This window comes from Streptomyces lacrimifluminis (genome assembly GCF_014646095.1).
In the GTDB taxonomy this organism is placed as follows: domain Bacteria; phylum Actinomycetota; class Actinomycetes; order Streptomycetales; family Streptomycetaceae; genus Streptomyces; species Streptomyces lacrimifluminis.
On sequence record NZ_BMMU01000026.1, the window covers coordinates 49,613 to 75,009 of the forward strand.

Here is a 25,397-nt window from a genome sequence, read left to right on the forward strand (position 1 = left end):
CGTGTCGCGGGTTCAGCGGGCGGGGTGGGCGTCGACCAGGGCCTGGGTGACCACGCGGATGCTGCGGGCGATGTGCTGGAGCTGGAGCACCTCGGCGGCGTACATCTTGATGGTGTGCTCGATGACCGACTCGCTCAAACCGAGGCCGGGCAGGTCGGCGCGGGCCGTTTGGAGGGCGGTGCGGGCGACGCGGATCTCGTGCTGGACCTGGATGTGCGCGTGGCGGGCCAGCAGGACGGGGTGCCGGATCAGCGTCGGGTAGCCCGCATAGCGCGTCGGCACCAGCTCGCGCAGCCACTTGACCGCCGAGCGCTCCCAGTCGTAGCTGCCGGGGACCTTGACCTGACAGGGCCAGTCCGGGCTGATCCGCGTGGTCATCGTGGACGTCATGGGCATGGTCATCGCTTCCGGGAGTGCGGCGTCGGCAGGGTGGTGCGACGGGTTCGAGCGGCCCCGGCCCAGGGGGTGGCCGGGGCCGCAACGGGTGTTCGCGCAGGCGGCACCCGTCCGGACACCCGCGGCGCCGACGCGGGTAGGAGACGGCGGCAGCGGGTGCGCAGGCGTGGAACGTGTCCCGGAGTCCCACCGGGAAGCGATCCGTGAGCAGTATTTATATATGCCGTCCGGTTTGCAAGAAGTATGAAAAAATTCATGCACAAAACGGGATGAACACCCATACGGGCATACCGGTGGTGCGGGTGGTGTGGACGGTGCGGGTGGTGGGGTCAGTCCCGGAGGAAGAACTGATGCAGGTCGGCGCTCTGCTCGTACTCCTCCAGGCGCCCCTGGGTCCGCTCCGGATCGGCGTCCGTCATGGCCTGGAGCAGCGCCGCCGACAACACCACTGGCCCGGCGTACGAGTCGAACACCAGTCGGGAGCCCGTGCCGGTGGCGAAGGCGATGTCGGCCTCGTCGGCCAGCGGGCCGAGGGCCAGGTCGGTGATCAGGGCCACCCGCAGCCCGGCCCGCCGGGCGACCCGCACCGCGGTGAGTGTCTCCTGCGCGTGCCGGGGCATCGAGTAGGCCAGCACCCAGGTGCCCCCGGCCTCCCGTGACTGGAGGAGCGCGTCGTAGGCGACACTGCCGCCCCGGGTCACCAGTCGTACGTCGGGGTGGATACGGCGGGCGGCGTAGGCGAAGTACTCGGCCAGTGAGCCGGAGATGCGCAGGCCGAGCACGGTCAGCGGGGTCGAGCGCGACAGGCTCCGGCCGACCGCGATCACCCGGTCGGGGTCGGCGAAGTCCCGTCGCAGGTTCTCCAGGTTCGCGATCTCGGCGTCCACGGCCGCCTGGAGTTCGTTGCTCCGGTTCTCCTCAGCCGTGCCCGGCGCGCTCGCGAGGGTGCTGAGCGCGATGGCCTGGAGCCTCTCGCGCAGCGCGGGGTAGCCGCTGAAGCCGACAGCCGCCGCGAACCGGGTCACCGACGGCTGGCTCACGCCCACCCGGTCCGCGAGGTCCGTGATCGACAGGAACGCGGCCTCGGTGAGGTGCTCGATCAGATACTGCGCGATGCGCCGCTGCCCGGGGGAGAGCCGGGGCCCGTCGAACAACTCCCGCAGCCGGGAGGCCGGGGCGGCTTCCGCCTCGGGGGCCGTCTTCCCCGAGGTGATCGCGGACGCCTGGGCGCGAGCCTGCTGCGGCGATGGCACCGATGTGCCTTGTTCGTCTCCCACAGCGAGTCAACATAGCTCACCGTTCACCTGCGGAAGATCGTGATCGAGTGGCCGACCTCGTCGACCTCGCGGCTGCTGCGGATCAGCCGCGCCAGTCGCCCCCGCGCCTTGGCGACCGACGAGTCCGACACCACCAGCAGCCCGCGCACCTTCCGTTCGGGTTGGCGGCGCGGATCGGATGCGTGGATCCCGTAGTACGACGGCACGCCGCTGCCCTTGTAGACCAGCCAGACCGGCTGCCCCGAGTACCGGTCCCGCAGCCGGTCGGCGAGCCGCCCCAGGTCCTGGCCCCAGTCGACGTTGGAGTCGTGCAGCCGCTCGTGGGTCTTCGCCGCTGAGCCGAACGCCTCGTTGGCGTACGGCAGATAGAACGGGAACGTCCGCAGCGAACTGACCGCCACGAACGCCAGCAGCCCCGCCGCGGCGATCGGCACCCACCGCCGCCGCGACGCGAGCACACCGACCGCCGCCACCGCCCCGAACATCGGCACGAAGATGGCGTACCGCACCCCGAAGTCCCGCTGTCCGTCCATGGCGGCGGCCAGCAGCACCGCCGCCGGAAGGAGCAAGTAGGGCGCGAAGAAACGGAGTTGACGGATCGTCAGGAGTGCGAGTGTGCCCGCCGCCCACAGTGCCAGTATGCCGAGCGGAGTCTTCACCAGGAGCGCGGCCGGCAGGTAGTACCAGAGGGAACCCGCGTAGTGCCGCCCGAAGAGAAAGCCCTCCCAGTGCGCGTTCTCCAGGCCGAACTGCATACGCGTCCCGTCGCGGTAGACCTCCGGAAGGGGCAGCAGGCCGGCCAGTTGGCCCCGCAGCCCGTGCACGACCGGTACCTCGCCGGAGGCCGGCGTCCAGCGCAGCCGCGGATCGACGGCGAGATACGAGGCCCATACGACGGCCACCGCGACCAGCGCCACCAGGGCCGCGCCCACGGCAGCGCGCGCGAGCGGCTTCAGCCGTGCTCCCGGAGCCGTCGTACGCCGACCACGCCACACGGACAGGCCGGCCAGCAGGAGCAGCACGGGGACGGCGGCGAGGGTGTTCATCTTGGTGGCCACGGCGGCCCCGAGCGCCGCTCCGGCGAGCGGCAGGTACAGCCGGGGCCGCCACCGCGCCCGCCACAGCAGCCACACCGACGTCAGCACGAACCCGGCCGCCGGTACGTCGAGGGTGGCCAGCGAACCGTGCGCGACGATGTCCGGCGAGAACGCGTACAGGGTGAGCGCCCCCAACCCGCCCACCGCACCGGCGAGTTCACGGCCGAAGGCGAACACCACCAGCCCGAAGAGCAGTGTCAGCGTGATCACCGGCAGACGTGCCCACAGCATCAGCCGCCAGGGGTCGTTGCCGGACTCGTAGAGCAGATGACGGCCCACGTGGCTCTGGCCGCCGTCGTAGCCCCGGTCGAAGCGCGGGTCGGCCGCGGCCACCCCGGCGGCGATGATCAGCTTGCCCAGCGGCGGATGCTCGGGGTTGAGGCGCAGGCTGTGCTCATGGAGATAGACGGCCGCCGTGCCGACGTACACGGGCTCGTCGATGGTGGGCGTCTGCTCGACCGCCGTGGTGACCATGGCCACGGCCATCTGGAGGAGCAGGACGGTCACGGCGAGCGGGACCAGCAGGCGGCGGTGGTGTCCGAGACGGGCGAGCAGTCGCGCGCGTCCGGTCGGGGTCGCCGGCGCGGCGGGAGCGGTGCCGGGGAGAACCTCCTCCGAAGCCTCGGAGTATGGCGGGCTCCCCGCGTCCGGGGGAGTCCCGGGGCCGAGAACCGTGTTCCGGTCGCGCGTCATCGTCCGCCCCGTGGCGACGCCGACCGCGCGGCGGCGGGAGTGATGCGCAGCCGGGCCATGGCCCTACTCTCGCATCAGCTCCCGCCCCGCAGCGTGCATTACCGCTTCACGATTCGTACCGACAGACCCTTCGACGTGTAGACCGGTACGGCGCGGAGCTTGTCCGAGTTCAGCACGACACGGTCGAAGTGGCCGCGGAGCGCGGGAGCGGCGATGACGGGGACGACGCTGCCCAGCGCCGGCGGGTTCTTGGCGTCGAGGGTCAGCGACAGGACACTGCCCTTCTCCAGGAGCACGCGCCGTGCCACCGTCACGACCTCCTTGCGACGGTCCTTGCGCAGCGTGACCGCCAGCACTCCCGCGTTCTGGACGTACGTGCCGGCCAGCTGCGCCGGCTCGGTCACCCGCAGCGTCCCGCCCTGCACACGGACGTCGCCGTGGCCCAGCGCGTGGGACGAGGCCGAGACGAGCGTGCCGGCCTTGAGTATCGTCCCGCCCGAGTAGCTGTTCTGGCCGGTCAGCGTGAGCGTGCCGGTGCCGGTCTTGGTCAGCCCGCCCCGGCCGTCGATGTCGTTGCGCCAGGAGTCGGCGGCACCGAAGCCACGGGCCGACTTGTCGAGCTTGACGGTCACGTCGGACTCGAAGGAGCCGTAGCCGTCCGCCGCCGCGAACAGGTTGAGCCGCCCCCACTGCTCGAAACCGTCGAGCAGCACGTACCCGGAGGGCAGCGCGGTCGTGCGCAGCACCGCCCGCCGCTGGGCCGCGGTCAGGTAGGGAAGCCGCGTCTCCAGCAGTACCTCGGCGCCCTTCGGCACGGTCAGCGGCGTCGAGCGGCCCTGCCGGGTCAGGACGTACGTCAGCTTGGGCGTGACCAGAGCGAGGTTCTTCTTCCGGTCGGCGTACTTGTCGTGGGCGTCGGAGTGCGCGTAGGCGAACAGCGTGTCGGCCGTCGTGCCCGTCCTGGCCTGGAAGTACTCGGCGGCCTGCTTGCGCGCGGCGGCCTTGAGCGCGGTGTTCTCCGGCTTGTACAGCACGGCGGCGGCCAGCGCGGTGGCCATGATCCGGCCGCCGATGACGTCGACCGTGGAGTGCATGCCGGACATGATCCGGGTGTGGCTCAGCTCGAAGGCGCGGGTCACGATCTCCTGGAAGCGCTCCGGGACCGCGTACGCGTACGCCAGGGCCGCCAGATGGAAGGCGTTGGTGTGACCGCTGGGGAAACCGCCGTCCTCGGCCGGGACGTCGCTGCGCTGCCGCAGCAGCTGCGTCACGACGACGACATCGGAGTCGTAGACCGGGAAGCCGAGTGCGTCCTTCTCGCCGGTGTCGACGACCTGGCTGTTCTCGTTCATCCGCCACGGCCGCGGGTACTGGAAGCTGTACTTGGCGGGGTTGCTGGAGGTGAAGTCCCCGCGCACGGTGTCGACGAGCCTGGCCACCTGGCCGAGATCCGAGTCGTACGAGCCGGCGCCCAGCGCGGAGCCGGCGGGCGCGTCGGCCGGGACGGCGTCGTTGATCTTGTTCGCCGGGATGCTGTGGGGGGCGGAGGTGATGGAGGTGACCGCCTTGGCGCCCGAGCGGTACAACTCGGCCAGCGGGCCGAGCCCGTTGATCATGGCGTAGCTCTGGTGCTGCCGGTCGTAGACGAACGCCTCCCTCGCCTGAGCCTCCGTGCGCAGCCCCGTGAGACGGATGCTGTATCGCATGTTGGCGCGCAGGACCTCGGGCCGCAGCGGCGTGCCCGTGTTCCAGGCGTCGCCGGTCTTCCACACCTTGGCGAAGCCGCCGAGGGCGCGGATCACCGCGTTGGTCTCGGGCGTCGTGTTGGTGACGATGTTCGTGCTGTAGTCGTCGACGAACGCGAGAGGCGCGGTGGCGGCCTTCGCGTCGGCCGCGGCCAGCCAGCTGACGGCGGTCGGCGCGGCGAGGAGACCCGCCGACGCACCGAGGGAGGTGCGGAGGAACCCGCGTCTGTCGACGGCGAATTCACGGCCACGGGCCGACTGGGTGGCGCGGGGCCCGGCTGCTGACGGCATGCGATGCCTCTCTTGAGTTCTTCGGCCCTGCGGCCGGGTGACGACGTGGGGAAGACGGTGCCCCAGGTGCGCATGGGGTGCATGGGGCACATGAGGTTGATGCGGCCTGCGTGTTGTGTGTTTCCGGAGGAGGAAGCGCACAGGGCGGGACGTACGAGCGAAGATCTACGGCCGGGGCGTGTACCGATGCCCACGGTCCGGCGACCCCGAGACGGCCACGAACTGTCATGCGAGTGAACGAGCCAGCGCCACGGCCCCTTCGACCGGCGGCACCCGCGACGGCCGCAGCCGGGCGCCGGGGACGAGTATGGCAAGTGACGCCAACAGGGCGTCGTGCAGGGCTGGTTGGGAGAGCACCGTACCGCCCGAGACCACCACGTCGTCGACGGGGACCCCACGACCGGCGAGCCGCACCACGAGCGACGCCAGCGAACGGCCCCCCTCGGCGATCACCTCGCCGGCGATCCGGGAACCACTCGCGGCGGCCTCGAACACCACGGGAGCGTGCCGTCCCCACTCGGCGGAGACATCCGTGGCGCTCTCCAGCGCCGCGCCCAGCGCGGGTACTTCACTCACCCCGAACGCGGACATGAGCCCTTCGGCGAGCGGATCGGGTGCCTCGCCCCGGTCATGGGCGGCCCAGACGGCCCGCGCCGCCTCGCGCACGAGACCGGCGGCCCCTCCTTCGTCGCCGAGGACCGCGCCCCAGCCGCCGACCTGTACGAGAGTGCCGTCGGGGCGCCGTCCGACGGCCACCGAGCCGGTGCCGGCGACCAGCCCGACACCCTTGTCCAGCCCCGCGGCCGGGACCAGCAGTTCGGCGTCGCCGACGACCAGGCACGGTACGTCCAGACGTTCCTGAAGTACGGAGCGGATCTCCTCGCACTGCCGGGGCGTCTCACAGGCGTGGGCGCCGACGGCCACCGAGGAGGGACGGACGCCCGCGGGCAGCGCCTCGCCGAGCAGGGCGCACAGCCAGTCGGCGGCGGCCACCGCATCGTGTGGCCGCCAGCCACTGCTCGGGCGGACGTGATCGGCGATCGGATCGTCCCCGGCGGAGGCGCGCAGGTGCGTCTTGGTGCCGCCCACGTCGATGCCCACGACGAGCGGGCGCGGGAAGGGAGAGTCCTGCACGGATCCTCTTTCGTCGTTGCGCTGTGGCTGCGACGGTGGGCGAACCGTGTCTGGAGCAGGGGAAACCTGATGAACAGAAGAGCTAGGGAAGCCCCGGGACGGGCCTCTGAGCGGACACGGCAGGCGAGTACCGTGACATTCGTTAGGAAGTTAACTAACGAAGTACAGTGCGTGTCAAGAGGTATCGCGCACTCGACCGCGGCGGTGGCCGACCGGGCCGGAACGCGACGGGAGACCGCGATACCAGGGCATCCCATCGCCGCATCCCACGACATCGACCTACCGGGGGAGCGCGGCCCTCGACCTTGGGGAGACTGTGGAACACGACGTGGCGAGGGTCCCCCGCCTGACCGAGAGCGCGAGCGCGGTGTTCGCCGTGCTGGCCGGGGCGGGCACGGCCACCCGGCCGCAGCTCGCGAGTCTGGCGGGCCTGTCGAAGCCGACCGTGTCCTCCGCCGTGGCGGAGCTGGAGAGCGCCGGGCTCGCCGCCCACTCGGGCATCGCCTCCGGGGGCACGGGCCGTTCCGCCGCCGTGTACGGACTCGGTCCCGCGGCAGGCTCCGTACTCGCCGTCGACCTCGGCCCCGCCCTGACCCGGGTGCGCGGCTGCGCCCTGGACGGCACCCTGCTCGCCGAGGCAACCGGCTCCCGCGAGGAGGCCGCCGACGTGGTGCGCGAGGCGCTGTCCGCGCTCCCCGCCGACGCACCGCTGCGCACCATCGTGGTGGCCGTGGGCGATGTCACCGCGCGCGCCGAGGAGGGCACCGTGCGTCCGGCGACCGCCAAGGCGGGACCCGTCTTCGACGCGGTGGCCGTGGCGCTGCCGCCCGGGGTGCCCGTCCACCTCGAGAACAACGTCAACTGCGCAGCGCTCGCCGAGCTGCACGAGGGCGCGGCGCGCGGCCGGCACACCTTCGGCTATCTGCGGATCGGTGTCGGTATCGGTCTCGGCATCGTCGTGGGGGGCCAGGTGTTCGCCGGGGCCAACGGGGCGGCCGGAGAGCTCGCCCGGCTGCCCTACCCCTGGGACGACGGCCTGGAGCCCCGCCACGAGGCCCTGGAGGCGTACATCGGCGCCCGCTCCCTGCTGCGCCGGGCCGCCGAGGCCTGGCCGGAATCCGACGGTTCGTGCCCCCGCACCGCCGAACGGCTGTTCGCGCTGGCCGGACAGGGCGGCGCCACGGCCCGCGCGATCGTCGACCGGCATGCCGTGGACGTGGGCCGGCTGGCCGCCGCGGTGACCGCCGTACTGGACCCCGGGCTGCTCGTCCTGGGCGGCAGCACCGGCGCGTTTCCGCAGCTCCTGCCCGGCGTGCGGGCCGAGCTGGAGCGGCTGAGCTGGCCCACCGAGGTGGTCAGCAGCCAGGTCGGCGATCTCGGCACCGTGGTGGGCGCGGCCAGGCTCGCGGTCGTCAGAGGAGTCCAAACCGTGACCGAGGTGGCGCGGACGAAGGATTGACGGGTTCGGACTCGGTCTGCCAATGTCCGGACAAGCGCTTTCTAAGTCGGCCGGGACGCCGGCTTGGGGCGAGCCTCCCGCCCGTACTCGACGTACGGCAACCGCACGAGGGCGTGCCCGTGCGGTGACGGCCAGAACGGCCGGGGATCCCGCCCCGCGTGGACGACGCGGCCGGGCGAGGCTGCGCCCCCGGAAAGCACCCTTTCCTGCAAACTGCACCCGTGCCGCCTCGGTCGGCGCCGTGCTCTGTCCCCTACCGAAAAAAAGGGATCGAAGATGACCACTGTGGGTGTGCGGCGCTCCAGCCGACTCGGCCGCGGCGGTATGCGCCGCCTGGTTCCCCTCGCTGCCGTTGCCTCGGCAGGTGCCCTGCTGCTCTCCGCCTGCGGAGGGGGCTCCGACTCGGGCGGCACGTCCAAGTCGCTGACGTTCTGGATCTCCACGGTTCCGGGGCAGGACGCGGGCTGGAAGAAGTCGGTGGCGGAGTACAAGAAGGAAACCGGCGTCGACGTCAAGCTCGTCAACATCCCCTACGACGGCTACGACGCGAAGCTGCGCAACGCCGCGCAGGCGAGTTCCCTGCCCGACGTGGCGGCGGTGCCGAAGATCGACCCGATCTGGTCGAACAAGCTGCTCGACCTCGGCTCCATCGCCAACAACAAGACCAACAAGATCAACGCCAACTTCGTCGCCAAGGACTCGTCCGGGAAGGTGCTGTCCATCCCCTCGGACGTCACCGCGTCCGGCATGTTCATCAACAAGTCGCTCTTCGAGAAGGCCGGCGTCTCCTACCCGACCTCGCCCTCCAAGACCTGGACCTGGACCGAGTTCATCAAGGCGGCGGACGAGGTCCGGGAGAAGACCAAGGCCAAGTACTCCCTGACGTTCGACCAGTCGCCGTCCAGACTCCGCGCCATGGTGTACGAGATGGGCGGGCAGTACATGCACGCCGACTCCTCCGGCAAGTTCTCGGCGGACGAGGCGACCAAGAAGGCCGTGAACACCTTCGTCGGATGGAACGACGACAAGACCATGCCGAAGTCGGTGTGGACCAGCGGCGCCGACCCGTCGGCCATGTTCCAGAGCGGTGACGTCGTCGCCTACTGGTCCGGTGTGTGGCAGGTCGCCTCCTTCGCGGAGAGCGTCACGAAGTTCGAGTGGGCGAGCGTCCCGACCCCCGCCGAGCCGGTGCAGGCCAGCGACGTCAACAGCGGCGGCATGGTCGTGGGCTTCAACAACAACAGCGACGCGGCCACCGCCGCGAACAAGTTCATCTCCTGGCTGTACGAGCCCGAGCACTACAAGGCGCTGTGCGAGGCGTCCGGGTTCCTGCCGGTCGAGAGCGGTCTGAACCCGACGTACCCCTTCAAGTCCGAGGCGGCGCAGGCGGCGTTCAAGCTCTACAACGAGTCGATCCCGCTCTATGCCCCCATCTCCGGCTACTTCAACGTCGCGCAGACGAACTGGGCGCTGAAGGGCAAGAGCCTCACCGAGGACCCGACCAAGACGGAGATCGGCAAGGCGATCAACGGTCAGCAGTCGGCCGACAAGGCCCTGGAGAACATCGTGGCCGGCTACAACCAGCAGGTCGGCGGCGCGTCGTAGGCCCCAGGTCCGGGCGGCGGTACGAGCCACCGCCGCCCGGACCTGGACGTTTGCGTGATGCCGGGCTCATGGCGTGAGCCCACCGCAATCCCATCCACCAGCACGGAGTCAGGAAGATGACAAAACGAGCCTCGGACGTGTCCGTGAGCCCGCCCAGGAGCCGCAGTAAGTACACCCTCGCGCCGCTCGTCCTGATCGCGGCCAATGTCGTGCTCTTCGCGCTGTTCTTCGTCTGGCCGGCGGTGATCGGGCTCGTTTACTCCTTCACGGACTACACGGGCATCGGGTCGTTCCAGTTCGTCGGACTGGACAACTACCAGAAGCTGCTCGGGGACTCGACCTTCTACGACGCGATGACCCGCACGCTGCTGTACACCGTGCTCTTCGTCCCGCTGAACTTCGTGCTGTCGCTGCTCATCGCCAACGTGCTGGTGAGCAAGCACGCCAAGGGCGCGTCGGTCGCCCGCATCTTCTTCTTCATCCCGTGGCTTCTGTCGCCCATCATCGTGGGTGTCCTGTGGCGATGGCTGTTCGGTGAGAACTTCGGACTGGTCAACTACCTCATCGAGAAGGTCGGCGGAAGCGCCGTTCCGTGGCAGTCGAACGCGGACCTGTCACTGATCGTGGTCGTGGTGGCGGCGTCCTGGGCCTGGACGGGCTTCTCCATGCTGCTGTTCATCGCGGCGATCAAGAACGTACCGACGTCGTACTACGAAGCGGCCTCGCTCGACGGCGCCGGTCCGTGGCGCCAGTTCATCAGCATCACCCTGCCGAGCATCGCGCCCACCTCCTTCATCGTCATCCTGCTCAACACGATCCACGCGATGAAGGAATACGCGGTGTTCGCCTCCCTCAACAGCGGCGGACCCGGAACGTCGAACAACCTGCTTGTCCAGTACATCTACCAGACGGGGTTCAAGGCAGGCCAGATCGGCTACGCGAGCGCCGCGTCGTTCGTGCTCATGCTCATCCTGATGGGCGTCGCGGTCATCCAGATGATGGTCAACCGGCGGGTGGAGAACCGATGACAACCACAGACATGCCGCGCAAGGTCGACGCCGACTCCGTACGGGCCGTCTCCAAGAAGAGGAACGGCGGCTCGGCAACCGGCGGGCTTCGGCGCGCGATCGCCCCGACGACTCTGCTGTGGGTCCTGGCGGGCCTCTACGGGATTCCGGTGCTGTGGTTCGTCCTCAGCTCCTTCAAGCCGGCGGGAGACCTGTTCTCCCTTCCGCTGACGGTGTTCCCGGAGAACCCCACCGTGTCGGGTTACAAGGCGGCGTGGGCAAGCGCCAACTTCGCCCAGTACTTCATCAACACGACCCTCGTGTGTCTGATCGCGACGATCCTCACGGTGGGAGTCAGCTGCTGCACCGGGTACGCGCTGGCCAAGTACGACAACAAATGGCTCAAGGCCTTCTTCCTCTGCATCCTGGCCACCACGATGCTGCCGGCCGAGGTCATGCTCGCCCCGCTGTTCCTGGTGGTCCGCGACCTCGGCTTCTACAACTCGCTCACCGGCATCATCCTCCCGGCTCTGCTCACCGCGACCGGGTGCTTCATGTTCCGCCAGTTCTTCCTGACGGTCCCCGACGAGCTCATCGAGGCCGCCCGCATCGACGGCGCCAAGGAGCTGTCGATCTTCCTGCGGATCATGGTGCCGCTCTCCCGGCCCATCGCGCTGACGCTCGCCATCCTGTCGTTCCAGTGGCGGTGGAACGACTACATCTGGCCGCTGCTGATGCTCAACGACCCCGACAAGTTCACCGTGCAGATCGGCATCCAGAGCCTCGTCGGGGCGCAGAACATCAACTGGTCGGTGCTGCTCGGCGGATCGGTCATCTCCATGATTCCGCTGATCGTCGTCTTCCTGGTGTTCCAGCGTTACGTCATGAACGCCGACATCAACGCCGGACTGAAGGACTGACCTTGCCCACCCCGCTCGACCACGAGTTCGTCCGGTCGGCGGCCCGCGCCGCCTACCGGCGGGCCGCCCCACTGGCGGCCCGCCCGGACGAGGAACCCGCCGGTGCGACCCACCGTGTTCTGGCACGCCGGGTGAGGACTCTGGTCGCGGCATACCGTTCCCCGGACTCGGCGCTGCACGGCAGTGAGCGGGCCGTCGCCGCCGCGATGTCCCACCTCGGCGCCCTGCGGGCCGCGCAGACCACCACCGGCCTCTTCGCCGGCGGCGACAACGTGCAGTCCCCGCCGGACTCCGCCTTCACCGTCAACGACGTGTGCGACGCGCACGTCCTCGCCGCCGGCGCGGGGCCGGAACTGCGCGACGTCACGGCCGCGCTCGCCGAGATCGCCGGCGCGGCCTCCGGCAGCCTCCTGACGGGTGGGGTGCACACCCCGAACCACCGCTGGGAGCTGTGCGCGGCGCTGGCCAGACTGCACCGGTCGTTCCCGGACGACCGGCTGCTCGCCCGCGTCGAGGAGTGGCTCGCCGAGGGCGTCGACATCGACGCGGAGGGCCTGTACTCGGAACGGAGCGCCAACTACGCGGCCCATGTGTCCAACCCGTCACTGCTGCTCCTGGCCGATGTGCTCGGCCGCGCCGGCCTGCTGGCCGCCGTCGAACGCAATCTCGCCACCACCCTGGACCTCATCAGGCCGGACGGCACGGTGGAGACCGTCCACTCACGACGGCAGGACCAGAACCACCCGTTCCCCCTGGCGCCCTATCTGCCGCACTACCGGCTGCTCGCGATCCGCACGGGCCGGGGCGACTTCGCCCGGGTGGCGCGGCTGGCGGCCACCGGCGGGATCGACGACCCCGACCTGCTCGCCGAGACCCTCCTGACCCCGGACCTGTGCCGCACCCTGCCGGCCCCGGCCACGGAGACCCTTCCGCGCGACCGGTACCTCACCACCGCACGCCTCGCCCAACGCGCCTCCGCCATCGCGCACACGGTGGTGTACGGCGGCTCCGACGTGCCCGAGCACCGGCGCATCCGCTCGGGCCTCGCCTGCAACCCCACCTTCCTGCGCCTGTTCGCCGGCGACGCCGTCCTCGACGCGGTCCGTCTCTCGCGGGGGTTCTTCGACCTGGGCCCGTTCCGCGCCGCCGACGTGCGACGGCCCGCCGACAACCGGTACCGGCTCACCCAGACCCTCACGGCCGCCTACTACCAGCCGCTCCCGAAGGACGAGAGGCGGGACGACGGCGTCTACCGGCTGGTGGACGACGGACGCTTCTCGGCCTCGATGGCCTTCCCGGACCGGCCTCGGGACGAGGTCTCGCACACGACCCGCGTCGAGGTGGACCTGCGGGAGGACGGCGCCGACCTGCGGATCGACATCAGCGGACCACGGGTCCCCTGGGCCCTCGAACTGACCTTCCGGCCGGGCGGCGTGCCAGAGGGCGCCGTACCGATCGGCGACGGCCGCTGGTGCCTGACGACCGGGCCGATGACCTACCGCGTCGGTGACGACGAGATCCGCGTCGAGGCCGGCGTCGAGGCGGGCGAACCGCTTGCCGGGCCGGACCGCAGCGACCTACTGCGCTACGACCCGGGTCAGGACCACACCGTGGTCGGCGGCACCGACGCGACGACCGGGAACCGCGTCTACCTCGGTGGACATGGCCCGCACACACTGACCGTCGCACTGCGCGCCCGCCGGCCCGCACCCGTCGTGTGACTCCGACGCACCACGCCATGGCCACCCCAGGCATGAAGGGCTGATCCCCGTGCACCTCACGTCCCCTCCCGTGCACCTCGCACACCAGCGCGGCCCCCTGCACGACCTGCCCGACAGCCCCGAGGCGTACGACGCGGTCCTCGCCGACGTCGTCGAGCAGGCCCTCGCGCGCATCACGCCCGAGGGCAACCTCGAACACCCCGACTGCGTCGACGACATCGGCGACACCTCGCTCGGCATCACCTCGCTCCTCGCGCTCGCCTGGCAGCGCGGCAAGGACCCCCGGCTGCCGGAGGCGGTGGCCCGTAGCCTCGCCTTCCACCTCCGGGAGCGGGTCTACACCGAGGACAACCCCGGCTACCCGAACCTGAGGCTCCGCAACTCCGGTCTCCCGTACGCCCGTTACGTACTGGAGTCCGGCGCCCACCCCATCGGCGACTGGCCGAGCACGGTGTGGGCGCTGCTCCAGGCGGTGAACATCCTGGACGCGGCCGAGGGACTCGTCGCCGACGAACGGCGCGCGGAACTGGTCGAGTTGGCGCGCGGCTACTGGCGCTGGCTGACCGAGGCGACCTTCTTCAATCCGCAGGAGGCGGGCAACCAGGCGATCGGCTGTGTGGTCGGCGGCCTGATGCTGGCACGCCATCTGCCCCCGAAGGAAGGGGAGTCGGTCCGAGCCCGCGCACTGGAGCTGTACACCGACGAGATCCGCGCCCACCGGGTCCGCGACCGCGGCGCGCTGCTGCCCCCCGAGCACGGCGGCGCCTACGACAACAACTACGGCCCGATCTCCCTGTCCTTCCTCGCCCAGGCCCACCGGATCAGCGGAGAGGAGATCTTCGCCGAGGACGGCGACGCCCTGGCCCGCTACCTCGACGCCCGCCTCACCAACGGCGGGTTCGACAACGGCGGCCCCCGCTACAGCGAGCAGCACTCCGCCTTCGAGTCCGTCCTCGGCCTGCGCTACTTCGGCGCCCGCATCGGCTCCGACCTCGGCCGCTACCGGGGCGACAGCCGCTGGGCCCGGCACGCGGCCAAAGCCGACGGCGGGGTCGACGGCCACTTCGCGTGGATGCTGGTCTGGCAGATCCAGGACACCACGCGCTGGCACCGGGAACCCTCTCCGTCCGCCGTCCGCCACCAACTGCGCGCGGGCACGGTCTCGGTCGCCTTCGACGGCCACATGACCCCGGCGGTCGTTGAGGCCGCCGGAACGTACTACCTGCCCGCCGCCGTCAACCGTCAGCACGGCCACGGCCCCGTCACCGACGGCTTCCTGCTGTGCCGCCCGATGGGCGAGGTCCGCGTCCGCGACATCCGCGCCGACGGCCTCGCGGCCAAGCTGGTCACCAAGCCGGTCGTCGGCCGCGACCACGTCCTGCGCCACCTCCGGTCCCTGTACGTCACGGACGGCACGACCCTGTGGGTCACGGTCGCCGTCGAACACCTCGACGGCACCCCGTACCTGCTCGCCGGTCTCCCGTACGCCACGGACGACGGTGACCGGGTCCGCCGGACGGCGGAAGCCGGCGGCGTCACCTCCGCGGGCCCCCTGCGCCTGACGCACCCGCAGGCACAGGGCGTCGACCACTTCGACGCCCGCACCGAGGCGACCCAGGAGCAGGCTGCCTTCGCCCTGGCGGCCGACCCGCGTGGCTACGGCAACCCCGACGAGGGCTGGCGCCACCTGGTCACCTCCACGGCACTGGAGGCCGACCCGGCGCCCGGCGCACCGGAGGGGCTGACCGTGTTCGCCGTCCGGTACGGAGACGGGGACGGCGACACCGAGTTCGCGCCGGTCTTCGAGGCGACCCCGAACGGCCTGAAGGTGCGCACCGAGGCGTTCACGGCAGTGATCGGCGAGGTGGCGGGCGACTCCCACGGCGAGCCGGAGCTGACGCTTCTCGACTGAGGCAGGGCCGAAGAAAACGAAGACGGACGAGGCCGAGCAGCTCACCCGCGCGCTGCTCGGCCTCGTCGTGTCACCCGGCGGCCGGGTACCGCAGCGACCCCGGCACCACCAGATCCGCCCGGTCCCGGGTCGCGGCGACCAGGTCGGCGTTGCGCTGGTCCGTACCCCGCACCCATGCGACGGCCGTGTCGTGGTCCTTGCCGAACACCTCGTGCCGGGCGACGAGCCGCCGGACGCGCTCGCCCTCGTCAAGCTCGCAGAACCACACCTCGTCGAGCTGGGACCGCACCCGCGCCCACGAACCCTGCCCCAGGAGAAGGTAGTTGCCCTCGGTGACGACAAGACGCGCCGACGGAAACACCGGGATCGCGCCCGCGACCGGCTGCTCCAGCACCCGTTCGAAACCCGGCGCGTAGACGATCTCCCCCTCACCTGGCCCCTGGGTGTCCTCACGCAGCCGCCGCAGCAGTGCCGCGTACCCCGCCGCGTCGAAGGTCTCGGGCGCGCCCTTGCGGTCCCGCAGGCCCAGCCGCGCCAGCTCGACGTCGGCGAGATGGAATCCGTCCATCGGTACCTGGGCGACCCAGGGTGTGCCGTCGTCGTTCAGCGCCCGGACGAGCCGCTCGGCGAGCGTCGTCTTGCCCGCGCCGGGACTCCCGGCGACACCGAGCACGGCACGCCGGTCGTCGCGGACCAGGGCCCGTGCCCGGCCGAGGAGTTCGTCGAAGGTGGGTGCGGGGGAGGAAAGAGGGCGTTCCACGCGGCCGAGTCTCTCACCCGGACAGTCCTTCGTAGGCGGCCCCGAGGATCAGGAAGGCCCGGTCGTCGCCGAGGGCGCCCGCGTCGAGCATGCGGTTCATGACGTACGCCACCGTCAGACGCGCGTCCATGTCGACCAGGACCATCGAACCGCCCCAGCCTCCCCAGAAACACGTGCGGGGGTTGGGGAGCTGGCCGCTGTGCAGGCCGTACCCCATGCCCCAGCGCATGGGCACGCCCAGGACCGAGTCCGTCCCGGCGAACTGCTCCTCCAGGGCGCGTTCGCAGCCCGCCTCCGACAGCAGTCGTACGCCTCGTGCGGTGCCGCCGCAGGACAGCACCGACTGGACGGCGGCGACCGAGCGGGCGTTGCCGTGGCCGTTGGCGGCCGGGAGCTCGGCGCGCCGCCAGGCCTCGGTGTTGGCGGTGGCGGACGGGACGTGCGGGTTACCGGGGCGGTCGCGCGGCAGGGCGGCGTTCGGGTCGAGCACCCGCTCGGGCGGGGCGATCACGGGCGCGACACGGTGGTCGTGCTCGGCGGGCAGCCCGATGTGGAAGTCGGCGCCCAGCGGCCCGGCGATCTCCTCGGCGAAGAAGACACCCGGGGTGCGGCCGGTGGCCCGGTGGATCACCTCGCCGACGAGGTGGCCGTAGGTGATGGCGTGGTAGCCGCCTTCCGCGCCGGGCTTCCAGGCCGGGGCCTGGGCGGCGAGCCGGGCGGTGGCGGCCGGCCAGTCGTAGAGGTCCTCGACCGTCATCGGTACGTCCCAGGTCGGCAGGCCCGCCGTGTGGCCCAGCAGGTGCCGTACCCGGACGTCGTCCTTGCCGTTCGCGGCGAACTCGGGCCAGTAGTGGGCGACCGGCGCGTCCAGGTCGAGTACGCCCCGGTCGGCGAGGACCAGGGCGCACAGCGCCGTCATCGTCTTCGTCGTGGACCACGTGTTGGTGAGGGTGTCACGCTCCCACGGCACGGTTCGGGCCTCGTCGGTGTGGCCGCCCCACAGGTCGACCACCGGTTCACCGTCGAGGAACACCGCCACGGACGCGCCCACGTCCTTGTCGTCGAGCGAGGCCGCCAACGCCTCCCGTACGGGAGCGAACTGGTCGGTGCATGTGCCGGACGTCTCCACCATGCCGCGACCGTAGCCATGCCCCCGCCGAGCGGCCACCGATTATTTCCGGCCCTGAGCCCCGCCCGTGCGCACGCGGCCGGGCGCCCGGCTCATGTCCGGTCGATGTGCACGCTCGTCGACTTCACCCGGGCCGTCGCCTCCACGCCCACTTCGAGGCCCAGCTCCTCCACTGCCTCCCGGGTCAGCAGCGACACCAGCCGGTGCGGACCCGCCTGGATCTCGACCTGAGCGGCGACATCGCCGAGCTTCACCGCCGTGACGATGCCGGAGAAGGCGTTACGGGCGGAGGTGTACGACGGCTCCTCCTCGCCGGAGCCGGTGCCCGCGCCGGAGTTGGCCAGCTCGATCGAGAAGGCGGCCAGATCCCGGCCGTCGATCAGCCGACGCCCGCCCTCGTCGCGGTGGGTCTTCACCCGGCCCGCATCAGCCCACCGCCTCGCGGTGTCGGGGCTCACGCCCAGCAGACGGGCGGCCTGACCAATGGTGTAGGACTGCATACGCGCCAACCTAGCTCGTTCCCCGATCCCGCAGAATGAGCAACCGTGCCCGTCCCGGCGTACTGAAGTGGTAGGGAACGCACGCGATACAGCCACGCCCGGAGGTACCTCACCCGTGAGCATCACCAAAGCGGCCCCGCCCGGGGCCGGCCCCCGTGACACGGAGGCGCCGCCGGACGAGGCCGAGGGCGAGGAGCAGGGCTGGCAGTTCAGCTCGCCGCTCGTCCTGACCATGCTGCTGATCCTGATGGTCGCCCTGCAGGGGCCGATCCGTGGGGCGGTGTCCGCGCCGGTGATGCAGAGCTGGATGACGGTGTTCGTCGCCGTCGTCGTACAGGCCCTGCCCTTCCTCGTCCTCGGGGTGCTGCTGTCGGCGTTGCTCGCGGTGTTCGTACCGCCGTCGTTCTTCGTCCGTGCCCTGCCCGGCCGGCCCGCCCTCGCGGTACCGGTCGCGGGGATGGCCGGAGCGATCCTGCCCGGCTGCGAGTGCGCGTCGGTGCCGGTGGCAGGCGCGCTGGTGCGGCGGGGGGTCGCGCCGGCGGCCGCGCTGGCGTTCCTGCTCTCCGCGCCGGCGATCAACCCGATCGTGCTGACCGCGACCGCCATCGCGTTCCCCGGCGAGCCGGAGATGGTCGTCGCCCGGTTCGTCGCGAGCCTCCTGGCGGCGTGCGCGATGGGCTGGCTCTGGCAGCGGCTCGGACGCACCGACTGGCTGCGCCCGCCGGCCCACCCCTCGGACGAGGGCCTCGGCAAGGGAGCCGCGTTCTGGAGTTCCGTACGGCACGACGTGATGCACGCGGGCGGTTTCCTGGTCGTCGGCGCGATGGCCGCCGCCACCCTGAAGGCCGTGGTGCCGGCGAGCTGGCTGAGCCTCGCGGCGGACAACCCGGTGGTGTCGGTCCTCGCACTCGCCGTCCTCGCGGTGCTGCTGTCGATCTGCTCGGAGGCGGACGCGTTCGTCGCCGCGTCCCTGACCCAGTTCTCGCTCACGGCCAGGCTGGCGTTCCTCGTGGTCGGCCCGATGATCGACCTGAAACTGTTCGCCATGCAGACGGCCACTTTCGGCCGGAGCTTCGCCCTGCGCTTCGCTCCGGCCACCTTCGTGATGGCCGTGGCGTCGTCGGTCCTCGTCGGGGCGGTGCTCCTGTGAACCGGCAGGCACAGACGGTCGTCCTGTTCCTGGTCGGCGGAGCGATGGTGCACGCCGGTACCACCGACCTCTACCTGCGCTACGTCAAGGCGGGGCTCCAGCCGATGGTCGTCGGCGCGGGCGTGGTGCTGATGGTGGCCGCGCTGGCGACGGTCTGGTACGAGCGGAAACGCTCGAACACCGTCCCCGACAAGGAAGTTCACGTCCACGACGACGAAGCTCACGTCCACCGAGAACCGCGTGTCTCCTGGCTCCTGGTGCTGCCCCTGTTCGCGCTGATCCTGGTGGCCCCGCCCGCCCTGGGCTCCTACAGTGCCCTGCGCACGGGTACGGCCCTCCAGGCGCCGCTGGCCTACCCGCCCCTGCCCTCCGGTGACCCCGTACGCCTCAGCCTTGTCGACTACGCGGGCCGCGCGGCCTACGATCACGGACGCTCGCTGGGCGACCGGCGGATCGCGATCACCGGGTTCGTCGCACTCGACGCCAAGGGCACCCCGTACCTCGTCCGGATGGCCCTCAACTGCTGCGCGGCGGACGCCCAGCCGGTCAAGGTCGGCCTGACCGGCGAAATCCCTCCGGTGCTGCAACCGGACACCTGGCTCGAACTCACCGGCACCTACACCGATCAGCGGATCAAGGACCCGGTGAACAAGGGCATCATCCCGTTCTTCGACATCACCGAGGCCAGGCCGGCGGCGACCCCTCGCGACCCGTACGACGAGAGCTGGAACAGCTGAATCCCGGGGCCGGCGGTCCGGTCAGGGCTGGATCAGCCCGCGCTCGTACGCCTTGACGAGCCGCTGCGGAACCATGTGCTCGACCCCGTCGACGGTGACCGGCACCAACTGGGTCGTGGTCGCCTTCCACTGGGCGCGGCGGTGGCGGGTGTTGCTGCGGGACATCTTCCGCTTGGGAACGGCCATGGGAATCCTCCTCGGTTGGCAAGCGAGACAGGACGCTACATGAAAATGGATCCCATTAACAGTTGGGTACGGTCGGACCGGGGGAGCCGTCGGAGGGGGACGGGAACACCACGCTGTCCGACTCCGCGCCGGGCAGCGGCTCCGGCTCCCGCCGGCCCGTCCGACGGGAGAACGCCACCGAACCGTGAGCCTGGTCCCAGGTCGGCGGCCACGCCCTCCCGCCCGGTACGGCCGAGCTGAACGGGGGCAGCGGCCGCCGCCCTGGTCCGGTGCCCCGGGGGCGTTGTCCGCACGCCCAGTTCGTCCCTCTCGAAGGCGCCCACCGGCAACTCGTCGACACGCTCCGCACCGAGCAGTTCGGTCACCCTGCCGTACGCATCGGTGGGTTCGTCGGCGATGGTGAGAACGCCGGGTCCGGAAGTCGCCTGGGAAGGGAACGCACCCGTCGGCCGGGCGCGACACCACCTGTGCCGTGACTCTTGGGGAGAGTGACGACAGCTCAGGGAGCCATGCGCATGGAGCCCTGCGGATCATGGGGATGCGTCGGCGCCCGTGGTCCTTCCCCGGCCAGCCAGTCGGCGACGCATTGGGCTATCGGCTGTCCGGTGTCCATCTCGACGAAGCCGAACTGGCCCGACTGGTTGCATTCGAGGAACCACCAGACGCTGTCGAGATCCTCCGCGAAGTCGAAGGCCCCATAGGCGAGTCCGGCCTCCCGCAGATACCGGTGCACGGCCTCGGCGACGGGCGTCGGCACGTCGGCCGGCCGCCACGGTTCGTCCGAGGGCGCGAAGCGGACATCGATGTCGTCAGGGTGCGCGCCGGGTGCGACGGCCTTACGGGCGGCGAGGATCCGGTCGCCGACCGCCGTCAACCGGATGTCGGCCCGCTTGACGACCCGGCGTTGCAGCAAGGTGGGCCCGAACGCGACGGCGGTGAAGTCGACATCGGGCGCTACCCGGCTCGTCGGCACCACTCTGGGCGGCTCCTGCGGATGCGATCCGGAAACGGGCTTGACGACCAGATCGGGAAAACGCCGCGCGAAATCCCGGGCGGCCTGCGGGAACGTCGTGATCAGCGTGGCCGGTACGGGAAGCCGGCTGCGCTGTGCCAGATGCAGCTGCCAGGGCTTGTGGCGGGCCCGGGCGGCGGCGTCGGGGTGGTTCATCCAGCGCGCGCCGGTGCCCCGGAGCATGCCGTAGAAGGCCTGCGAGGCCTCCTCGGTGAGCCAGCCGGACGGGGCGGCGGCCCGCGCCCCCGGAACCCCCGGCCTGCGCACCCAGACGGACCGCAGGCCCTCCAGGGTCACCACTCTGCCTCCGGCGGAGAGGTGCCCGCGAAAAGCGCCGTTCACGTATTCGCCGGACAGGGCGACCTCGCCGGGCAGATCGGCGGGATCGATCCGGACCACGGGAATGCCGGTGCCGTTCAGCCGGGCCACGACGAGATCCGCCGTCACATCCTCCTCGGACGTCAGGACCAGGACCGTCATCGCGTCAGGTCCGCGTCAGTCATCGAAGTGCGTCTTGGAACCGGCAGTTGACGTAGTGGATCCGAATTCGCGCATCACGGCATGGTCATGAGCGGCAATCCGCCCTCCCGGCAGCACATTCAACTGCAGTCCGCAGTCATAGCTGTACGGAGTGCTCACCTCCAACTGCTCAGCCGGGCGCGCGTAGTTCAGAACGAACAGCTGCATCGCTTCTCCTCGATCGGCGACGACGTCGGTCAAGTGGACGGGGGAGCTCCGGTAATACAACTGTCCCGTCCCCCTTGCCCCGCCTCCAAGGAGTTATACGAATCGAACGGGTGAATGGTTGCCTCACGTTGTCGGCAACTGTGTCCGGACGGCATTTCGCGCACCGCGACCCACGCTCGCGGGTCGCGATGCCGGCGTCGGGACGGGTCAGTGACGCCCCAGGCCGCCACTGCCGAAGGAGCCGCTGGAGCCGGGATCCCAGCGGCCCCGCTGCTGGTCCTTCCGCCGCTTAGTCGACGCGTGATGGAGTTCGTGCGGCATGAGCCGCTCCCGCTCCCCAGCCGCACGCGGCACCTCGTCGGGCTCTCTCATCTCGCGGACCTCGTGCACCGGACCGGAAGGCGGAAGTGTGGGTTGTTCGTCGGGGCGGGGCCGGGGGGATTCCCGGTCCCGGACCCGCATGCCGAACCAGAAGGCCCAGATCAGTGCACCAGCGACGAACAGACCTGCGACAAATGCGGCCGTTACGTGGAGTAGATCGCTCGACGCGGCCAGTAGTTCAGACGTTGTCGGACTCATATACCGATTATCGCCGACACCCTGTGAATGCGCGTCCGAAAAGGAGCCTGTGGAATCGCTGTCCCTTTCTTGTCCGTCAGGGCTTCACGGCGACGGCACCGAATTGCGGAAGTGTGGCCGCGGAGCCGCTCTCCGGGCGCCACCGCGCACAGGAGACGAGCCCCGGGTCGAGAAGGTCCAGGCCGTCGAGGAAGGCGGCGACCTCGGCACGGGGACGGGCGGTGATGGGCGGGGTGGCGTTCTCGTTCCAGAACTTCATCGCCTCGATGTTGCCCTCACCGTCGAGGTCCGGGTCGGTCGTCGGATGGGTCAGGACCAGATAACTGCCGGACGGCACCGACGCCATGATCCGGCGCACGATGTCCTGTGCCTGGCCCGTGTCGAGCACGAAATTCAGGATGCCGAGCATCATGACGGCGACGGGCCGCTCGAAGTCGAGGGTCTCCGAGGCGCGCTGGACGATGCCGTCGGGCCGGTGGATGTCCGCGTCGATGTAGTCCGTGGCCCCCTCACGCGTGCCGGTCAGCAGCGTACGGGCGTGCGCGAGCACGATCGGGTCGTTGTCGACGTACACGATCCGAGACTCGGGCGCGAGGCGCTGGGCGATCTCATGGGTGTTCTCCACCGTCGGCAGCCCTGTCCCGATGTCCAGGAACTGCCGCACTCCCTGCTCGGCGACCAGGAAGCGCACGGCTCGCCCGAGGAAGGCGCGGTCCGCGCGGGCCACACTGCGGATCAGCGGGAACATGGCGTCGATGTGGTCACCGACGGCCTGGTCGACGACGTAGTTGTCCTTGCCGCCGATCCAGTAGTTCCACACGCGCGCGTTGTGGGCCACCGAGGTGTCCAGTCGGCCGCGTCCCTCTGACGTGCTGCTCTGCTCGCTCACGTCGGTTCCTCTCGTCACTTCCCGTGCCCCGCACGGACGTTGACGAGCACACGAGCCGTCAACATCGTTCGCGCCTACGAGGGTGATCTTATGGCCGTGCGCTTCGGGGCCCGCGCGGGAGGCGGCGGAACGGGTACTGCCGCGTGCCGGCGGTGGCCTCTACTCTCGCCGGACAGGCCCAGGGGAGCGGGAGACACGGATGGATCACTACGACTACGACCTCGGTACCCACAAACGGTCCGTGACGACGTCGTCCGCCGAGGCCCAGAAGTGGTTCGACCGGGGCCTGGTGTGGACGTACGGCTTCCACCACGAGGAGGCCGTCGTCTGTTTCGAGGCCGCCGCCACGGCGGACCCCGACTGTGCCATGGCCCACTGGGGCATCGCGTACGCCCTCGGCCCGAACTACAACAAACCCTGGGAGTTCTTCGACGGCGACGACCTCGCACGGACCGTGGCCCGTACCCACGCGGCCGTCGAACTCGCGCAGCGGAAGGCGGCTGGTGCCACCCCCGCCGAACAGGCCCTGATCGGCGCGCTGCGGGCCCGATACCCGCAGGCGGAGGCCGTCGAGGACTGCTCGGTGTGGAACGAGCCCTACGCCGACAGCATGCGAACGGTGTACGAACTCGCCCCCGACGACCTCGACATCGCCGCGCTGTACGCCGACGCGCTGATGAACCTGACGCCCTGGCAACTGTGGGACGTGCGTACGGGCGAGCCGGCCGAGGGCGCCCGCACCCTCACCGCGAAGGCAGTCCTGGAGCGGGCGATCGCGACCGACGCAGGCTCGCGCCACCCGGGACTCCTGCACCTCCACATCCACCTGATGGAGATGTCCGCCGCCCCGGAGACGGCCCTGCCCGCCGCGGACCGGCTGCGCGGCCTGGTCCCGGACGCCGGCCACCTGCAGCACATGCCCACACATCTGGACGTACTCTGCGGCGACTACCGGCGCGTGGTGGCGGACAACGCCACGGCGATCGTCGCCGACGAGAAGTTCCGCGAGCGGTCCGGCGCGATGAACTTCTACACCCTCTACCGGGCGCACAACCACCATTTCAAGATCTACGGCGCGATGTTCCTGGGACAGTCCAGGACCGCGCTGGAGGCCGCCGCGCACCTGGAGGCCTCCATCCCCGAGGAACTGCTTCGGGTGCAGAGCCCGCCCATGGCCGACTGGCTGGAGGGCTTCCTCGCCATGCGCGTCCATGTGCTGATCCGGTTCGGCCGCTGGTCGGACATCCTCGAACTGCCGCTGCCCGCCGATCCGTTGCTGTACTGCGTGACGACGGCCATGCTCCGGTACGCCCGGGGGGTCGCCCTCTCCGCCACCGGCCGGATCGCCGAGGCCGAGGCCGAGCGCGAGCTGTTCCGCGTGGCACTCACCCGCATCCCGGAGACCCGGATGCTGTTCAACAACACCTGTTCCGACATTCTCGCCGTCGCGTCCGCGATGCTCGACGGTGAGCTGGAGTACCGCAAGGGCCACCACGAGGCCGCCTTCGCCGCGCTGGAGCGCTCGATCGAACTGGCCGACAACCTCCCCTACGACGAACCCTGGGGCTGGATGCAGCCCACCCGGCACGCCTACGGCGCCCTGCTCCTCGAACAGGGACGCGTTGCCGAGGCGGAAGCCGTCTACCGTGCCGACCTCGGTCTCGACGGGACACTTCCGCGCGCTGTGCAGCATCCCGGCAACGTCTGGGCTCTGCACGGGTTCCACGAGTGCCTTGTCCGGCTGGGCAGGGATGGGGAGGCAGGGATCGTGGCCCAGCAGCTGAAGATCGCGCTCGCCCTGGCGGACGTCCCGATCGAGGCATCCTGCTTCTGCCGTCTGGACGTGGGCAACGGCGGCGCGGACGCGGGTTGTTGCTGACGGTGCGCCGGACGCGTCAGGTCTGCCCCTGGGAGCATCGGCACCTGCCGGGTCGGTGTTCAGCGCCGCCGCGAACGCCTGCTGATGTCCGGTCGACAGCATATGTGGAACGAAATGTTGACGTTTCAAATTATCGTATGCTGCGGGCATGTCCTCACCCACCCTTACCGAGCTCACCGAGCGGCTGTCCAAGGACCTCGGGCGCCCCGAAGCCGAGCTGCTGGCGCCGGGCGGTGGCTGGAACCTGTCCCAGACGCTCCAGCACTGTGCCCAGACCGTCCGCTACTCCGTGACCGGATACCCCGGACTCAAGCCCGCCCTGTTCCGGGCCACGGCAGGCACCCTGGCCAAACGCCTCTTCCTGCGGCGCGGAGCGACGAAACACTCGCTGGAGGCGGAGATCGACGGAGCTCCGCCCCTGGACCCGAGCCTGCCGTCGGCAGAGGCAGCGTCCGGCCTCGCGGACGCGGTTGCCCTGTTCACCGGCCACACGGGACCGCACGCCCTGCACCCCGCCTACGGACGCTGCACGCACGACGAGTTCGCACGTCTGCACGCCATGCATCTCGCCGAACACCTGCCGGGACTGGTCGACGCCCGACGCCGGTGACCGTGCGGTCCGCCGTCACCCC

The 25,397-nt window shown here is 70.6% G+C and carries 23 protein-coding genes; 10 read left to right on the plus strand and 13 right to left on the minus strand.

Annotated elements, in window-relative coordinates; translation table 11 throughout:
* Positions 1-12: 12 nt before the first annotated feature.
* The 5 genes from IEY89_RS30530 to IEY89_RS30550 form a co-directional block, all read right to left on the minus strand.
* On the minus strand, positions 13-402 hold the full coding sequence (locus IEY89_RS30530; RefSeq protein WP_189150755.1) for a hypothetical protein: 390 nt from the start codon (positions 400-402) through the stop codon (positions 13-15).
* Positions 403-725: 323 nt separating this feature from the next.
* Positions 726-1,649 carry a MurR/RpiR family transcriptional regulator gene (locus tag IEY89_RS30535; protein WP_189150815.1) on the minus strand — a complete coding sequence of 308 codons (924 nt, stop codon included), beginning with the start codon at positions 1,647-1,649 and terminating at the stop codon, positions 726-728.
* Positions 1,650-1,696: 47 nt separating this feature from the next.
* Positions 1,697-3,463, minus strand: coding sequence for a phospholipid carrier-dependent glycosyltransferase (locus tag IEY89_RS30540; protein WP_189150756.1), 1,767 nt, complete (start codon positions 3,461-3,463; stop codon positions 1,697-1,699).
* 98 nt (positions 3,464-3,561) lie between these two features.
* Positions 3,562-5,499 carry a phosphatase PAP2 family protein gene (locus IEY89_RS30545; RefSeq protein ID WP_189150757.1) on the minus strand — a complete coding sequence of 646 codons (1,938 nt, stop codon included), beginning with the start codon at positions 5,497-5,499 and terminating at the stop codon, positions 3,562-3,564.
* Positions 5,500-5,724: 225 nt separating this feature from the next.
* Entirely contained in the window at positions 5,725-6,633 is a 909-nt protein-coding gene (locus IEY89_RS30550) for an N-acetylglucosamine kinase (RefSeq protein WP_189150758.1), read from the minus strand.
* A gap of 328 nt (positions 6,634-6,961) precedes the next feature.
* Between IEY89_RS30550 and IEY89_RS30555 the strand changes: the two genes are divergently transcribed.
* The 6 genes from IEY89_RS30555 to IEY89_RS30580 all read left to right on the plus strand — a co-directional run bounded on the left by IEY89_RS30555 (position 6,962) and on the right by IEY89_RS30580 (position 15,257).
* On the plus strand, positions 6,962-8,092 hold the full coding sequence (locus tag IEY89_RS30555) for an ROK family transcriptional regulator (RefSeq protein ID WP_229695486.1): 1,131 nt from the start codon (positions 6,962-6,964) through the stop codon (positions 8,090-8,092).
* Positions 8,093-8,368: 276 nt separating this feature from the next.
* A complete protein-coding gene (locus tag IEY89_RS30560; RefSeq protein ID WP_189150760.1) occupies positions 8,369-9,697 on the plus strand; it encodes an ABC transporter substrate-binding protein in 1,329 nt (442 codons plus the stop codon).
* Positions 9,698-9,813: 116 nt separating this feature from the next.
* Positions 9,814-10,725, plus strand: coding sequence for a carbohydrate ABC transporter permease (locus IEY89_RS30565; RefSeq protein WP_189150761.1), 912 nt, complete (start codon positions 9,814-9,816; stop codon positions 10,723-10,725).
* Positions 10,722-11,624, plus strand: a complete 903-nt coding sequence (locus tag IEY89_RS30570; RefSeq protein ID WP_189150762.1) for a carbohydrate ABC transporter permease — start codon at positions 10,722-10,724, stop codon at positions 11,622-11,624. The genes IEY89_RS30565 and IEY89_RS30570 overlap by 4 nt, the downstream gene beginning before the upstream one ends.
* A 2-nt stretch (positions 11,625-11,626) precedes the next feature.
* On the plus strand, positions 11,627-13,345 hold the full coding sequence (locus tag IEY89_RS30575) for a hypothetical protein (protein ID WP_189150763.1): 1,719 nt from the start codon (positions 11,627-11,629) through the stop codon (positions 13,343-13,345).
* Between the two features lie 70 nt (positions 13,346-13,415).
* Positions 13,416-15,257 (plus strand): hypothetical protein, encoded by a 1,842-nt coding sequence (locus IEY89_RS30580; RefSeq protein ID WP_189150816.1) that lies wholly within the window; start codon positions 13,416-13,418, stop codon positions 15,255-15,257.
* Between the two features lie 70 nt (positions 15,258-15,327).
* Here IEY89_RS30580 and IEY89_RS30585 read toward each other — a convergent pair whose 3' ends face one another.
* From IEY89_RS30585 to IEY89_RS30595, 3 genes are all read right to left on the minus strand, one after another.
* Positions 15,328-16,017, minus strand: a complete 690-nt coding sequence (locus tag IEY89_RS30585) for a nucleoside/nucleotide kinase family protein (RefSeq protein ID WP_189150764.1) — start codon at positions 16,015-16,017, stop codon at positions 15,328-15,330.
* A gap of 13 nt (positions 16,018-16,030) precedes the next feature.
* Positions 16,031-17,149: a serine hydrolase domain-containing protein gene (locus IEY89_RS30590; protein WP_189150765.1), complete on the minus strand. Its 1,119-nt coding sequence runs from the start codon at positions 17,147-17,149 to the stop codon at positions 16,031-16,033.
* Positions 17,150-17,238: 89 nt separating this feature from the next.
* Positions 17,239-17,646, minus strand: coding sequence for a TOBE domain-containing protein (locus tag IEY89_RS30595; protein WP_189150766.1), 408 nt, complete (start codon positions 17,644-17,646; stop codon positions 17,239-17,241).
* 115 nt (positions 17,647-17,761) lie between these two features.
* On the opposite strand from IEY89_RS30595, the gene IEY89_RS30600 reads away from it, so the two are divergent.
* Together IEY89_RS30600 and IEY89_RS30605 are read left to right on the plus strand one after the other, a co-directional pair.
* Positions 17,762-18,796 carry a permease gene (locus IEY89_RS30600; RefSeq protein ID WP_189150767.1) on the plus strand — a complete coding sequence of 345 codons (1,035 nt, stop codon included), beginning with the start codon at positions 17,762-17,764 and terminating at the stop codon, positions 18,794-18,796.
* The gene (locus IEY89_RS30605; RefSeq protein WP_189150768.1) at positions 18,793-19,533 is read left to right on the plus strand and encodes a TIGR03943 family putative permease subunit; all 741 of its coding nucleotides are present in this window, start codon (positions 18,793-18,795) and stop codon (positions 19,531-19,533) included. The genes IEY89_RS30600 and IEY89_RS30605 overlap by 4 nt, the downstream gene beginning before the upstream one ends.
* Before the next feature lie 21 nt (positions 19,534-19,554).
* Here the strand turns inward: IEY89_RS30605 and rpmF are convergent, their stop codons facing one another.
* The 5 genes from rpmF to IEY89_RS30630 all read right to left on the minus strand — a co-directional run bounded on the left by rpmF (position 19,555) and on the right by IEY89_RS30630 (position 22,886).
* On the minus strand, positions 19,555-19,719 hold the full coding sequence (gene rpmF / locus IEY89_RS30610; RefSeq protein ID WP_006378024.1) for a 50S ribosomal protein L32: 165 nt from the start codon (positions 19,717-19,719) through the stop codon (positions 19,555-19,557).
* 499 nt (positions 19,720-20,218) lie between these two features.
* On the minus strand, positions 20,219-21,211 hold the full coding sequence (gene tgmB, locus IEY89_RS30615; RefSeq protein WP_189150769.1) for an ATP-grasp ribosomal peptide maturase: 993 nt from the start codon (positions 21,209-21,211) through the stop codon (positions 20,219-20,221).
* 15 nt (positions 21,212-21,226) lie between these two features.
* Positions 21,227-21,418, minus strand: coding sequence for a putative ATP-grasp-modified RiPP (tgmA, locus tag IEY89_RS30620; protein WP_189150817.1), 192 nt, complete (start codon positions 21,416-21,418; stop codon positions 21,227-21,229).
* Positions 21,419-21,625: 207 nt separating this feature from the next.
* The gene (locus IEY89_RS30625) at positions 21,626-21,997 is read right to left on the minus strand and encodes a DUF6479 family protein (protein ID WP_189150770.1); all 372 of its coding nucleotides are present in this window, start codon (positions 21,995-21,997) and stop codon (positions 21,626-21,628) included.
* A gap of 76 nt (positions 21,998-22,073) precedes the next feature.
* Positions 22,074-22,886, minus strand: a complete 813-nt coding sequence (locus tag IEY89_RS30630; protein WP_189150771.1) for an SAM-dependent methyltransferase — start codon at positions 22,884-22,886, stop codon at positions 22,074-22,076.
* 199 nt (positions 22,887-23,085) lie between these two features.
* On the opposite strand from IEY89_RS30630, the gene IEY89_RS30635 reads away from it, so the two are divergent.
* Both IEY89_RS30635 and IEY89_RS30640 read left to right on the plus strand, forming a co-directional pair.
* Positions 23,086-24,765, plus strand: a complete 1,680-nt coding sequence (locus IEY89_RS30635) for a hypothetical protein (protein ID WP_189150772.1) — start codon at positions 23,086-23,088, stop codon at positions 24,763-24,765.
* 148 nt (positions 24,766-24,913) lie between these two features.
* On the plus strand, positions 24,914-25,375 hold the full coding sequence (locus tag IEY89_RS30640; RefSeq protein ID WP_189150773.1) for a DUF1569 domain-containing protein: 462 nt from the start codon (positions 24,914-24,916) through the stop codon (positions 25,373-25,375).
* The last annotated feature ends 22 nt before the right edge of the window (positions 25,376-25,397 follow it).